This is a genomic window from Sinomonas sp. B1-1 (assembly GCF_050474465.1).
Lineage (GTDB): Bacteria > Actinomycetota > Actinomycetes > Actinomycetales > Micrococcaceae > Sinomonas > Sinomonas flava.
Map to the genome: position 1 here is coordinate 1 of NZ_JBCHVF010000012.1, position 12,651 is coordinate 12,651.

10 protein-coding genes and 1 pseudogene are annotated in these 12,651 nt (G+C 71.7%); 7 read left to right on the forward strand and 4 right to left on the reverse strand.

What is annotated here, in order from left to right; genetic code table 11:
• The 4 genes and pseudogenes from ACQ5BE_RS15280 to ACQ5BE_RS15295 form a co-directional block, all read left to right on the forward strand.
• Positions 1-200 (forward strand): annotated as a pseudogene (locus tag ACQ5BE_RS15280) (phosphoenolpyruvate--protein phosphotransferase); the annotation flags it as partial.
• Between the two features lie 56 nt (positions 201-256).
• On the forward strand, positions 257-913 hold the full coding sequence (locus tag ACQ5BE_RS15285; RefSeq protein ID WP_430297865.1) for a GrpB family protein: 657 nt from the start codon (positions 257-259) through the stop codon (positions 911-913).
• A 2-nt stretch (positions 914-915) separates the two neighbouring features.
• Positions 916-2,001: a lactonase family protein gene (locus ACQ5BE_RS15290; protein ID WP_430297866.1), complete on the forward strand. Its 1,086-nt coding sequence runs from the start codon at positions 916-918 to the stop codon at positions 1,999-2,001.
• 44 nt (positions 2,002-2,045) lie between these two features.
• Entirely contained in the window at positions 2,046-4,496 is a 2,451-nt protein-coding gene (locus ACQ5BE_RS15295; protein WP_430297867.1) for an HAD-IC family P-type ATPase, read from the forward strand.
• A gap of 18 nt (positions 4,497-4,514) precedes the next feature.
• Here the strand turns inward: ACQ5BE_RS15295 and ACQ5BE_RS15300 are convergent, their stop codons facing one another.
• The 3 genes from ACQ5BE_RS15300 to paaZ all read right to left on the reverse strand — a co-directional run bounded on the left by ACQ5BE_RS15300 (position 4,515) and on the right by paaZ (position 8,800).
• Entirely contained in the window at positions 4,515-5,933 is a 1,419-nt protein-coding gene (locus tag ACQ5BE_RS15300) for a CoA transferase (protein WP_430297868.1), read from the reverse strand.
• Positions 5,934-6,087: 154 nt separating this feature from the next.
• The gene (locus ACQ5BE_RS15305) at positions 6,088-6,492 is read right to left on the reverse strand and encodes a VOC family protein (protein WP_430297869.1); all 405 of its coding nucleotides are present in this window, start codon (positions 6,490-6,492) and stop codon (positions 6,088-6,090) included.
• 133 nt (positions 6,493-6,625) lie between these two features.
• Positions 6,626-8,800 carry a phenylacetic acid degradation bifunctional protein PaaZ gene (gene paaZ / locus ACQ5BE_RS15310; protein ID WP_430297870.1) on the reverse strand — a complete coding sequence of 725 codons (2,175 nt, stop codon included), beginning with the start codon at positions 8,798-8,800 and terminating at the stop codon, positions 6,626-6,628.
• A 250-nt stretch (positions 8,801-9,050) separates the two neighbouring features.
• Between paaZ and ACQ5BE_RS15315 the strand changes: the two genes are divergently transcribed.
• The 3 genes from ACQ5BE_RS15315 to ACQ5BE_RS15325 all read left to right on the forward strand — a co-directional run bounded on the left by ACQ5BE_RS15315 (position 9,051) and on the right by ACQ5BE_RS15325 (position 11,985).
• Positions 9,051-9,863, forward strand: a complete 813-nt coding sequence (locus ACQ5BE_RS15315) for an SGNH/GDSL hydrolase family protein (RefSeq protein ID WP_430297871.1) — start codon at positions 9,051-9,053, stop codon at positions 9,861-9,863.
• Positions 9,864-10,053: 190 nt separating this feature from the next.
• The gene (locus ACQ5BE_RS15320; RefSeq protein ID WP_430297872.1) at positions 10,054-10,875 is read left to right on the forward strand and encodes an SGNH/GDSL hydrolase family protein; all 822 of its coding nucleotides are present in this window, start codon (positions 10,054-10,056) and stop codon (positions 10,873-10,875) included.
• A gap of 204 nt (positions 10,876-11,079) precedes the next feature.
• On the forward strand, positions 11,080-11,985 hold the full coding sequence (locus tag ACQ5BE_RS15325; protein ID WP_430297873.1) for an SGNH/GDSL hydrolase family protein: 906 nt from the start codon (positions 11,080-11,082) through the stop codon (positions 11,983-11,985).
• A gap of 64 nt (positions 11,986-12,049) precedes the next feature.
• Here the strand turns inward: ACQ5BE_RS15325 and ACQ5BE_RS15330 are convergent, their stop codons facing one another.
• Positions 12,050-12,640 carry a GNAT family N-acetyltransferase gene (locus tag ACQ5BE_RS15330; RefSeq protein ID WP_430297874.1) on the reverse strand — a complete coding sequence of 197 codons (591 nt, stop codon included), beginning with the start codon at positions 12,638-12,640 and terminating at the stop codon, positions 12,050-12,052.
• Between the last annotated feature and the right edge of the window lie 11 nt (positions 12,641-12,651).

Sequence of the window (12,651 nt, forward strand, 5' to 3'; positions counted from 1 at the left end):
CCGCCGTCCTCGTCGGCCTCGGCGTCACCACCCTCTCCATGACCCCCCGCGCCCTGGCCGCCGTGAACAAGGTCCTGGCCACCATCACCCTCCCCCAAGCCCAGCACCTCGCCACCCTCGCCCTCGCCGCCCCCACCGCCCAACACGCCCGCGACACCACCCGCAACCACCTCCCCATCCTCACCACCCTCGGCCTCTGAAGACCGGTAGGAGCCATCTCCGGGCCCCCTCGCCCGCCCGCTGCTAGCGTGGGCGCATGCCATCCCCCAACGGCCACGCCGGGCTCACCGAGCACGAATGGCGGGCAGCAGTCATGCGCCACCACGAGCCGGCCCCCGGCGTGGACCCCTGGGTGGGGCCGCCTCCGGTAGCCGTGCCAGTGCGGGTAGTGGAGTACGACGCCGCGTGGCCGGCGCAGTTCGAGGCCGTCGCCGCCGGGATCCGCGCCGCCCTCGGCGGCCGGGCCCTCGTCATCGAGCACGTCGGGTCCACCTCCGTGCCGGGCCTGCCCGCGAAGCCGGTGATCGACGTCGACCTCACCGTGGCCCACCCCGAGCACGAGGCGGACTACGTGCCGGCTCTCGAAGCGGCGGGGTACCGGCTCCGCGTGCGCGAGCCCGAGTGGCACGAGCACCGCTGCCTGGTCCGCGCGGACCCCGCCGAGCAGCCTGCGGTCAACCTCCACGTCTTCGGCCCGCACTGTCCCGAGACCGAACGCCACCGCATGTTCCGCGACTGGCTGCGCGCCACCCCGGCGGACCGCGCCGAGTACCGGGACGCGAAGCTCGCCGCGGCGAACGCGGCAGGCGAGCAGCTCGTCATGGACTACAACCGACACAAGGAGCCCACCATCCGCCGGATCTACGAGCGGATGTTCCGCGCGGCCGGCTGGCTCGACGACGCTGAGGAGTAGCGATGCCCACCACCTATGTCTTCGTGGCCTGCCAGACCGGAGGTACCGTCGACGCCCTGTCCCTCGACCAGGACACAGGTGCGCTCGAGCACCTCTCCCGCGCCGAGGGCCTCCCCCGCGTCGCGGCCCTCGCCCTCGACCCCGCCGGCCCGGGTGGCTCCGCCGCCACCCTCTACGCGGGCCTCAACGCCGATCCGCGGCGCACGGTCGCCCTCGCCCTCGACCCCGCGACGGGCGCCGCCACCCCCGGCTCCGCCCGCGAGGTCCCGGCGAGCACGTGCTTCATCTCGCTCGCACCCGAGGGAGAGAGGATCTTCAGCGCGTCCTACCACGAGGGCCTCATGGTGGCGTACCCGGTGCCCGGACGGCCCGGGGACCCGGTCGAGTACCAGTCAGGGCGCAACACCCACTGCGCCGTCCCCAGCCCAGACGGTCGCTTCGTCTACGCGGCATCCCTCGGCGAGGACCGCATCTCGTGGTTCGCCCTGGACGCCGCACCCGGCGGCGGCTCGGCAGGCGAGGGGCGCCGCGGCGTCGTGCGTCCCGACGGGCAGGTGGCCGAGCAGCCCGGATCGGGGCCGCGGCACCTCCGCTTCAACGCGGCGGCCGACCGCGTCTACGCCCTGCACGAGCTCTCGGGCGACGTCACCGTCTACGCGCGCGACGCCGCCACCGGCGCGCTCACGCTCCTGCAGCGCATCTCCGCGGTCGAGGGCCTGGGCCTGGGTCCCGGCTCGATCCGCTCCACGGGCAACCCGGACCCCGGCCCGGACGTCGTGTGGTGCGCGGACCTCCGCCTCACCCCGGACGGCCGGTTCCTCTTCGCGACCGAGCGCTCCACGAGCACCATCGCGCGGTTCACCGTCGACGGCGACGGCCAGCTCGCGTTCCTCGGCCACACCCCGACGGAGACGCAGCCGCGCGGAATCGCCGTCGACCCCTCCGGCCGCTTCCTCCTCGCCTGCGGCGAGCGCTCCGACCACCTCACGGCCTACCGGATCGGCGACGACGGCGGCCTCACCGCCGTCTCGCGCGCCGCGACGGCCGGCAATCCGCTGTGGATCGAGGTCTGGGCACCGCAGGGCTGAGCCGGGGCTGACGCACCCGCGCGCGGCGGCACTAAGGTTGTCGTGTGGGCTCTGAAGCAGGCGTCGGGACGACGACGACGGGGGGCGAATCCGGCCTCAGCGCCATCGAGGTCGCCCGGCGGGTCGCCGACGGCGCCACGAACGACGTGCCCCCGCGCGCGAGCCGCAGCACGTGGGAGATCGTCCGCTCGAACGTCTTCACGCGCATCAACGCGATCTTCGCCGTGCTCGCGGTGATCATCTTCTCCACCGGGCACATCCTCGACGGCATGTTCGCCGGCCTCATCGTCGCCAACTCGATCGTGGGCATCGTCCAGGAGCTCCGCGCCAAGCGCACCCTGGACCGGCTGGCCATCGTGGGCCAGGCGCACCCGCACGTTCGCCGCGACGGCCGCACCGCCCAGATCCCGCCCCACGAGATCGTGCTCGATGACGTTATCGAGCTCGGCCCCGGCGACCAGGCCGTGGTCGACGGCGAGGTCCTCGCCGCCGACGGGCTCGAACTCGACGAGTCCCTCCTCACCGGCGAGGCGGACCCCATCCCGAAGGTCCCGGGGAGCCCTGTCCTGTCCGGCTCCTATGTGTCCTCGGGGACGGGCCTGTACCGGGCCACGAAGGTGGGCCGCGAAGCGTACGCGGCGCAGCTCGAGGCGGAGGCGAGCAAGTTCACGCTCGTGAACTCGGAGCTGCGCAACGGCATCAACACGATCCTCAAGGTCATCACCTGGCTGCTCATCCCTGCGGGCATCCTCTCGGTCTACAACCAGCTCACCGGCCAGGAGGACCTGCCGGACGCGCTGCGCGGCATGGTCGCGGCGCTCGTCCCGATGGTCCCGGAGGGCCTCATCCTCATGACGACGATCGCCTTCGCGGTCGGCGTCGTCCGCCTGGGCCGGCGCAACTGCCTCGTCAATGAGCTCCCCGCGATCGAGGGGCTGGCCCGCGTGGACGTTGTCTGCGCGGACAAGACGGGAACCCTGACCGAGAACGCGATGGAGCTCGCCGACGTGCGGCAGCTGGCGCACGACGGCGACCCGGGCCTCGCGCTCGCGGCGCTGGCCGCCGCGGACAAGCGGCCGAACGCGAGCATGCAGGCCATCCGGGACGCGTTCCCCGACTCCCCCGGCTGGACGGTCGAGGAGACCCTCCCGTTCTCCTCGGCCCGGAAGTACGGGGGCGTTCGCTTCGCGGAGCACGGCGCGTGGCTGCTGGGCGCGCCGGACATCCTGCTGCCCGAGAGCGCCGCGGGCCGCCACGAGGCCGAAGAGGTGGGGGCGCGCGGCCTGCGGGTCCTGCTGCTGGCCCGGGCCGACTCGCTTCCCGCCGCGGCATCCCAGGGCGCCGGCGAGCCGCGATCCGCCGATCCTGCCGCGGGAACCCGGCCCGCCGACGTCATGCCCCGTCTGGAGCCTGCCGCCCTCGTGGTGCTGGAGCAGAAGGTGCGTGAGGACGTCCGGCCCACCCTCGACTACTTCGCCGCGCAGAAGGTCACGGTCAAGGTCATCTCGGGTGACAATGCGGCGTCGGTGGGCGCGGTGGCGGCCCAGCTCGACCTGCCCGGCGCCGACTCCCCCGTGGACGCACGCCGCCTCCCGGACGACGACGAGCGGCTGGCCGGGGCGCTCGAGGAGCGGACCGTGTTCGGCCGGGTGAGCCCCGCACAGAAGCGCGGCATGGTCCGGGCCCTCCAGTCCCGCGGCCACACCGTGGCCATGACGGGCGACGGCGTCAACGACGTCCTCGCGCTCAAGGACGCGGACATCGGGGTCGCGATGGGCGCGGGGAGCCCGGCCGCGAGGGCCGTAGCGCAGATCGTCCTCCTCGACAACCGGTTCGCGACGCTCCCCCACGTGGTCGGCGAGGGGCGGCGGGTCATCGGGAACATCGAGCGGGTCGCGAACCTGTTCCTGACCAAGACCGTCTACTCCGTGCTCCTCGCCATCATGGTGGGCATCCCGGGGCTCATCGGGCTCGAGGCGCTCCCCTATCCGTTCCTGCCGCGCCACGTGACCATCACCGGCTGGTTCACGATCGGGGTACCGGCCTTCATCCTCTCGCTCGCCCCCAACCACGACCGCGCCCGCCCCGGCTTCGTGGGCCGGGTCATGCGCATGGCCATCCCGGCAGGCGTCGTGATCGCCGTGGCGTGCTACACCTCGTACCTCATGGTCCGGCCGTCCGTGCTCGCCGGCGGCACCACCCAGGTCCAGGCCAGCACGTCCGCCCTCATCACCTTGATCGCCATCGCCCTATGGGTCCTCGCGATCGTGGCGCGGCCGTACGCGTGGTGGAAGGTCGGCCTCGTCGCGGTGATGATGGCGGCCTCGTTCGCCATGTTCGCCCTGCCGTTCACACGGACCGTCTTCGAGCTGGACCCGAGCAACTGGGAGCACACGTGGTCGGCGCTGGCATGCGCGGGCGTGGGGATCGTGCTCGTGGAGCTCGCGTGGTGGATCGACGGGTGGCTTCGCCGCGCGAAGGCGGTACGGGGCTGAGGAGCCGCGCCCGGAGGGCTACGCCCCCGTGCCCCAGGCCAGCGGCGAGGAGCCGTAGCGGCCCGGGACCCGCGGGTAGGCAAGCTGTGCGCCGTCGAGGAGCAGGGGCGGCGGGACGAAGTCGAGCGTGCCGTAGGGAGACTCCGCGCGGTTCAGGGGCACTGGCAGGTCTGCCTTCGCCCCCGGGACCTCCGGCGGCGCAGCGCCGAGCAGCTCGTTGGCCGTCCCGATGAGGCTCAGGCGGGCGCTGCCCGCGATCCCTCGGCCACGCGCGGCCAGCAGTCCGACGGCCGCCGCGGCCATGCCCATCCCGGTCGCGTGGTCGAGGGCCTGGACCGGCAGCGCCCCGGGACGCCACCCCGGCGGCCGCTGCGCGCCGTCGTGCGTGCCTTCCTCCGGCGGGGTCCCGTACACGTGGGCGATCCCGCAGGCGGCCTGCACGATGCTGTCGAAGCCGCGCCCGTCAGCCCACGGCCCGTCCCATCCCCACGCGTTCAGGGCGACGACGGCGAGGTGCGGGAAGTCCGCACGCAGGGCGTCCGGGTCCAGCCCGAAGCGCGCGAGCGCGGCCTGACGGTAGCCGAGGAGGACGACGTCGGCCTCCCCCGCGAGCGCACGGACACGGAGAAGCTGCTCGGCCTCCCGGAGGTCAGCCACTGCGCTGCGCTTGGCGAAGTCCGTGTCGAGGTGCGCGTCGGGCAGCTCGGGATGCTGGGGCGGGTCGACGCGCAGCACGTCTGCGCCGAGGGCGCCGAGGAGGCGGGTGGCGCTCGGGCCCGCGATAACACGTGTGAGGTCCAGGACCCGGACGCTGGCGAGCGGGAGGCCCGCGGCATCCGTCTGCGGGAGGGGCCGGACCGGGTCCGCTCCGGCGAGGGAGAAGCGCATCCACGGCTCGCCCGCCGCGGCCTGGCCCGCGGACGACGCCGCCCACTCGCCCCGCGTGCGGACGGCGGCAGCCACTCCGCCCGCGGCACGGACGGTGGCCTCGACGTCGAGCGCGGACTGCTCCAGCAGCGCGGCACCGAGGTGGTCCGGGGAGGCGATGCCGACCGCGGCGAGGAGCCGCTGGGCGTGGTGCGGGTAGTTCGCGTGCAGGCGGACCCAGCCGTCCGCCGTTGGATGGAAGCCGGACATGGGCGCCCAGATGTCCAGGGCCCGGCCGTCGACGCGGAGGTGGCGGATGGAGTCGAAGGAGGCCGCGACGCCGGCCGCGCTCGTCGCCGCGCGGCGTCGTGCGCCCTGGGCGTCGTCCAAAGCTGCGAGGGCTGCGATCAGGGCGCCGACGGACCCGAGCGCGAGCCCCTCGACGTCGAGCGGGCCTCCCCACCACCTCCGGGGCCCGTCCCACCAGCCCTCAGGCGAGGGCAGCGGATCGACCACGGGCGCCAGGTGGCGGCGCAGGTCCAGGAGCCCCGGGGGCAGGTCGTCGTGCATGGATCCAGAGTGGCCGGAAGCCGCGCGCAGGGCAATCGGCCGGCCTGCTGCAGGACGCACGACGGCGGCGGGCCGGGTGGCGTACCCGGCCCGCCGCCGTCGAGCGCGTCGCAGCGCTGCAGGCAGTGCCCAGCGCTACATGTTGTACTCGGGGCTACATGTTGTACTCGACCGCCCCGCCCTGGTGCAGGCAGAGGATGTTGCCATCAGGATCCGCGAACCACGAGGCGCGTTCGCCCTCGGTGCTGAAGATGTGATGCTCGTCCGTCTTCAGGTCAGGCAGGTCGTAGTCCTCGAAGTGCACGCCGCGCCCCTCGAGTTCCGCCATGGCGCCCTCGATGTCGTCGACTTCGAAGGTCAGGGCGGTGTGGCCGGAGTGGACCGAGTTCGGGTCCACCATGAGGCCCAGTGATGCGGATCCGTCCAGACCGAGGATCATCATCCCGGTCGGGTCCTTCCCGCGGACAGGGAGCCCCAGCGCTCCCTCGTAGAAGTCCTTGGCGCGGGCCTCGTCGGCCACCGTCAGGATCGTTGTTGCCGGTCTGCTCGCCAGATTCATGGCGCACCTCCACGAGGGGTAACTGACGGGCCCATTTTAATCCCGCCGCCCGGTTTTGGCCCCGGAGAACCCGAAGACGACGGCAGGGCCGGGGACGTGCCCCGGCCCTGCCGTCAGCGCCTCCGTGCGCGCGTCAGAGGGCCTGGCCCACCGTATGCTGGGGAGCCTGCTGGCCCGGCCACGTCTTTGCGACGAGCGTGAGCACGTCGTAGTTGGCGATGAGCTCGTCGTCCTGGTTCGTCAGGACGGCGTCCCAGCGGACCTCGCCGTACTCGTCGGTGACTCGCGGGGTGATTTCCTTCGCGGTGAGGGTCACGCGGATCGAGTCCCCGGCGGGGACCGGCTGGAGGAACCGCAGGTTCTCGAGGCCGTAGTTCAGCAGGACGGGGCCGGGCTCCGGCGAGACGAACAGGCCCGCGGCCCAGCTCACGAGCAGGTAGCCGTGCGCCACGATCCCGGGGAACACGCCGGCGGCGCGGGCTGCCTCGGCGTCGGTGTGGGCGTAGAACGTGTCGCCGGTCTCGTTGGCGAACTTGGTGATCTCCTCGAGGCTGACCTCGCGCAGCTCGGAGCGCATCGCGTCGCCGATCCGGAGGGTCTCGAGGGACTTCCGGAACGGGTGGGTCGACGGGTCGGCCGGATCCGCGAGGTTGCGGTCCGCGCCGGTGTGCCAGACGCCCGTCACGGCGGTGAGCATGTTCGGCGAGCCCTGGACGGCGGTGCGCTGCATGTGGTGCTTGACGGAGCGGATGCCGCCGAGCTCCTCGCCGCCGCCCGCGCGGCCGGGACCGCCGTGGACGAGGTGCGGCACCGGGGAACCGTGCCCGGTCGAGGTCTTGGCGTCCTCGCGGTTCAGGACGAGCACGCGGCCGTGGTGGGCGGCGATCTCGGTGACGAGGTACTGCGCCGTCGAGGGGTCGTTGGTGCAGACGGAGGCCACGAGCGAACCCGAGCCCATCGCGGCGAGGTCGACCGCCTCCTTGAGGGAGGAGTATCCGACCACCGAGGAGACGGGGCCGAAGGCCTCCGTGCCGTGGAGCGCCGGGGCGAGCGCGTCTTCCCACGTCAGGACGATCGGGGACATGAACGCGCCGTCGGCCACGACGGCCTTCTCGCCACTGGCCGTGACGACCTCGGGAGCGTCGAGGGAACCGAATGCGATCCGGCCGCCCGCGTCCACGAGGGACTGCACGGCGTCGCGGACGTCGTTGAGCTGGTCCACGGAGGCGAGGGCGCCCATCGTGACGCCTTCCGCACGGGGATCACCCACGACGACGCGCTCGGTGACGCGCGCGCCGATGGCGGCAACGACGTCGTCCACGAGCTCCGCCGGGACGATGGTGCGCCGGATGGCGGTGCACTTCTGGCCGGCCTTGACCGTCATCTCGGTGACCACGGACTTGACGAAGGCGTCGAACTCCGGGGTGCCCTTCACAGCGTCGGGACCGAGGATCGCGGCGTTGAGCGAGTCGGTCTCCGAGGTGAAGCGGACCCCGCCGTGGACCACGTTGTCGTGGGACTTGAGGAGGTTCGCGGTCGAGGCCGAGCCCGTGAACGAGACCAGGTCGCGGTAGTCCAGCTCGTCCAGCAGCGAGCGGGCGGAGCCGGAGATGAGCTGGATGGAACCGGCAGGGAGGATGCCGGACTCGACCATGAGGCGGACCATCGCCTCGGTGACGTAGCCGGTCGGGGTGGCGGGCTTGACGATGGTCGGGACGCCGGCGACGAATGCGGGGGCGAACTTCTCGAGCATGCCCCAGACCGGGAAGTTGAAGGCGTTGATCTGCACGGCGACGCCCGGGATGCGTGTGTAGATGTGCTCGCCGACGAACGAGCCGTCACGGGAGAGGGTCTCCATGGGCCCTTCGACGATCACATTCGTGTTGGGCAGCTCGCGGCGGCCCTTGGAACCGAAGGTGAAGAGCACGCCGATGCCGCCGTCGATGTCCACCATCGAGTCGATCTTCGTGGCGCCGGTCTTGTAGGAGAGCTCGTAGAGCTCCTCGCGGTGGCCGTTGAGGAACTGGGCGAGCTCCTTGAGCTTGAGGGCCCGCTCGTGGATGGTGAACTTGCCGAGCTCCGCCTGGCCCACCGTGCGGCCGTACTCGACCATGCCGGCGAGGTCGAGGCCGTCGGCGTTCACGACGGCGAGCAGCTCGCCAGTGCTCGCGTCGCGGACCTCGGCGCCCGCCCCTCGCGCGGCGCTGTCCGTGCCGCTGGCAGGCGTCCACCACGAGTCGCGGACGTAGCTCGGGACGACGGCGGCGGCAGCGGCGTCCTTGGCGGGTGCTTCCGGGGCAGTGGTCATCGTCGACGGATCCTTCCGGTGGATGGGCCTGGGGCGCGGGCAAATTACTGACCGGCCGTTCGGTAATGGATTCAGGATACACGGTCGCCCTTCCGTGCACGAGGGCGTCCGCCGCACTGCTCCGGACCTTCTTCTCCAGCGGGAGCGGGCCTACCATGGCGGACGTCAGGACTGTCAGCCTCTCCGGCGCCAGTCCACCAGCTGGGGGATGGACGACGACGGCGGGGCGCCTCACGCCAGGAGCCGCACCATGCAGACCCACCCCAGCCCCCCGCCGTCGAGCGCGCGCTCACGCTTCCTGCGGGCCTTTCTTTCCCTCATCGCCGCCCTCGGCCTCGTCGCGGGGGCCTCCGCGCTGCCCGCCTCGGCCGCCACGCCATCCACCTACATCGGCCTCGGCGACTCCATCGCGGCCGGGACCGGCGGCACCGACTACATCGACCAAACGTGCCTGCGCACGCTGCAGGCCTACCCGACCCAGCTCGGCGGGACGAATGCGGCATGTTTCGGGGCGACGGCAACCGGAACGGACAACTCTGTGGTGTCCCAGTCGGCCAACCTCAATGCATCGACGACACGGGTGACCATCACCGTCGGTGCGAACGACATCGGCGCCGGTCAGGTCGCCAACATCTGCATGGGGACGGATACGACCGCCTGCCAGACCGCTATTGCGGGCGCGACGGCGGCCCTCAAGGATCTCCCAACCGGGCTGACCACGGCGATCCGGGCGGTCCGCACGAAGGCGCCCAGGGCTCTCATCACGCTGACCGGCTACCCGCTGCTGTTCACGGTCCAGGGCCTCCCGCTGGCGCAGCAGCCGGTCGCCGCTCAGATCAACGGCGCCACCGCGCTCTTGAACTCGACAATCGCCACAACTGCGCTGCGGAATGGCACCCTCTATGCGGACGTGTCCTGGCGCTTCCTCGGCCACGGCATCGGCTCCTCCGACCCGTGGATCCACGCACCAGGGGACAGCAGCTACGCGTTCGAGGCCTTCCACCCGAACTCGAAGGGCTACACCTACGGCTACGTGCCCGCCGTGCGGCCGTTCGTCGGCTGACGCCGCAGGCGCGACCGGCGGCAACCTACAGGGCCCCGGCCCCGCGTCCGTTCGGGCGCGGGGTCCCGGCATGTTCGGGCCAGTGCTGTTGGTCCCTACCCGCCCGGCGACCTCGCACCGTAGCGTATGGGCACGGTCGCACCCGGCCCGCCTGCGCCTGCAGGCGTTCACTCCATGCAAGGAGGCACCAGTGAGCACACCTGTCCGGACAGCACACCCGGTGGCGAGGGTCCTGACGGCCCTGTTCGCCGCCGCCGGACTCGTCGCGGGGGTCGGCGCCCTTCCGGCCTCGGCGGCGCCTCCGCAGCCCAGCTGGTACTACGCGCTGGGCGACTCATACGCTGCCGGCGTCGGCGGCGACGAACCCGTTCTTGACGGCACCGACTGCGGCCGCACTTACGATTCCTACCCCGCCCTCCTCGGCGCCAAGAAGAACATCTCCTGTGGCAGCGCAACGACGGAGGACGTGCTCAAGCAGGCCAAGACCATCCCCCCGAACACGGGCCTGATCTCAGTCACGGTGGGTGGCAATGACGTCGGCGCCATTCAGACAACCACCGCCTGCCTGAACGGCTCACCGATGTGCGGGCAGATGATTGCTGACTCGACGTTGGCGGCAGCAAGCGTCCTCCCCGGCAAGCTCGATGGCGTGATCGCGGCGATCCGCGCTCGAACTCCCAACGCACAGATCGTGATGACCGGTTATCCGCATCTCTTCGAAGCGCAGAACCTCGCGGGTGACCCCACCCTCCAGCAGCTTGCGGTGGCCCTTAACTATGGAGCCGATGTTCTCAACCAGTCGATCGAGGCGGCCGCAGCCCGTAACGGCGTTCCCTTCGTCTCCGTGACTGGAGCATTCACCGGGCATGCCTGGCCTTCGGCCGATCCGTGGATCCACTCGCCTTTGGACCCGGGCGTCGGACTGCACCCGAACGATGCGGGTTACCTCCTCGGCTACGCGCCTCTGGTGGGCGCCGCGCTCGGCCTGCCAGTACCCGCACCCGCGGGCTGATCCGACTTCCCACCGACCACCACCCAGCGCACGACGACGGCGGCTGCACCCGCCGTCGTCGTGCGTTCCTGTGCGGCTCGCCGCGCTCACGCGTGCCGTTCGGCCCTAGCTGCCCTGAGCACCGGCCCCCTACGTTGAGGGGGCGGTTCGGTTGGACCGTGCCGGACGCCCGGACGGGCCTATGACTTCATGCAAGGGGACACCATGAGCCGCTCGAACCACAGTCCACGCTTCATCGCCCGCGGGCTTCTCGCGCTCGCCGCAGCGGTCGGCCTGACCGCTGGAGCAGGCATCGTGCCGGCGTCCGCAGCGCCGCCCGGCGACCAGGACACTAGCGTTGCCCGCGCCGTCCAGAGCGCCGCGAAGGCCGGAGGCGGAAAGCCCGCGCCCGCCACCACCGTCAACTATGTGGCCCTCGGCGACTCCTACACTGCGGGCCAGGGTGCCGGGCCGTACATCGACACCACCTGCTACCGCAGCATCACCTCGAGCTACCCGATCTTCGCCGACACCCTCAACTCCCGCGTGGACCTGAAGACCAATCAGGCCTGCTCCGGCGCGAGCACCAGCGACATCCCGGCCCAGCTCAGCGCGCTCCCCACGACCGTCGACCCGAGCACCGTCGGCCTCGTGACCCTCACGGTCGGCGGGATCGACGCCGGCTCCAACCAGGTCGCGACGGCCTGCCCCAACGGGACCGTCACGCAGGCCTGCATCGACCTGCTGACCCTCACCTCTGCAGAGCAGGCCGACCTGACCACGAAGCTCACCGGCGCGTACAAGGCAGTCAAGGCCAAGTTCCCGAAGGCGAAGGTCGTCGCGGCCGGCTACCCGCGGTTCTTCACCGGCCTCTACCTCTTCAGTGACTTCCCGCGCCGGCTCAACGCCTCGATCGACACGCTCGACTCCGTGATCAAGAGTGCCGCGGCGGCGAACGGCGTCACCTTCGTGGACGTCCGCGACGAGTTCAACGGCCACGAGATCGGCTCGTTCTCCGGCCAGTGGATCAACTACGGCTCCACCGACCCGAACGAGGACTTCCACCCCAACGCCTCCGGCTACCGCTACGGCTACTACCAGGCGCTCGTGAACGACCGCGTGCTCCCGTAGCACCCCTCACTAACGCACGACGACGGCGGGCGGCCCCCGTCGTCGTCGTGCGTGGCGCTGGCAGTCAGCGCCGGGCGAGCCGCAGTTCGAGGCCGTTGCGGACCATCGGCCACTCGGAGGCGATGACCGAGTAGACCACGGTGTCGCGCAGCGAACCGTCGGGCATCATCTGGTGGCTGCGGAGGACCCCGTCCTGCTTCGCGCCGAGGCGCTCGATGGCCGCCCTCGACTGCGCGTTCATCCAGTGCGTCCGGAACTCCACGGCGATGCAGTCGAGGGCCTCGAACGCGTGGCGGAGCAGGAGGAGCTTGGACTCGGCGTTGGTGCCGGTGCCGTGGGCGCTCTGCGCGTTCCAGGTCGAGCCGATCTCGAGCCGGCGGTTGGCGGCGTCGATGTTCATGTACGTGGTCATGCCGATGGCGCGGCCGTCGGTCACGCGCCGCGTGACGAAGGGCAGCATGCTGCCCGCGTCCTGGAGCGCGAGCCGGCGGTCGACCTCCGCCACGACACCCTCGGGGCGAGGCACCGAGGTGTACCAGAGGTTCCACAGCTCGCCGTCGCGCACCGCCTCCTCGAGCTCGGCGCAATGCTCCCGCGACAGCGGCTCAAGGGTCACGAGGAGGCCGCGCAGCGTCACGGGTTCAGCGAAGGGCATGGCGAGAGCCT

Bases quoted from the DNA above. Each gene is read 5' to 3' on its own strand.
- ACQ5BE_RS15300 (WP_430297868.1), bottom strand. From the start codon at position 5,933: ATGCACGACGACCTGCCCCCGGGGCTCCTGGACCTGCGCCGCCACCTG.
- paaZ (WP_430297870.1), bottom strand. From the start codon at position 8,800: ATGACCACTGCCCCGGAAGCACCCGCCAAGGACGCCGCTGCCGCCGCC.
- ACQ5BE_RS15315 (WP_430297871.1), top strand. From the start codon at position 9,051: ATGCAGACCCACCCCAGCCCCCCGCCGTCGAGCGCGCGCTCACGCTTC.
- ACQ5BE_RS15305 (WP_430297869.1), bottom strand. From the start codon at position 6,492: ATGAATCTGGCGAGCAGACCGGCAACAACGATCCTGACGGTGGCCGAC.
- ACQ5BE_RS15285 (WP_430297865.1), top strand. From the start codon at position 257: ATGCCATCCCCCAACGGCCACGCCGGGCTCACCGAGCACGAATGGCGG.
- ACQ5BE_RS15330 (WP_430297874.1), bottom strand. From the start codon at position 12,640: ATGCCCTTCGCTGAACCCGTGACGCTGCGCGGCCTCCTCGTGACCCTT.
- ACQ5BE_RS15325 (WP_430297873.1), top strand. From the start codon at position 11,080: ATGAGCCGCTCGAACCACAGTCCACGCTTCATCGCCCGCGGGCTTCTC.
- ACQ5BE_RS15290 (WP_430297866.1), top strand. From the start codon at position 916: ATGCCCACCACCTATGTCTTCGTGGCCTGCCAGACCGGAGGTACCGTC.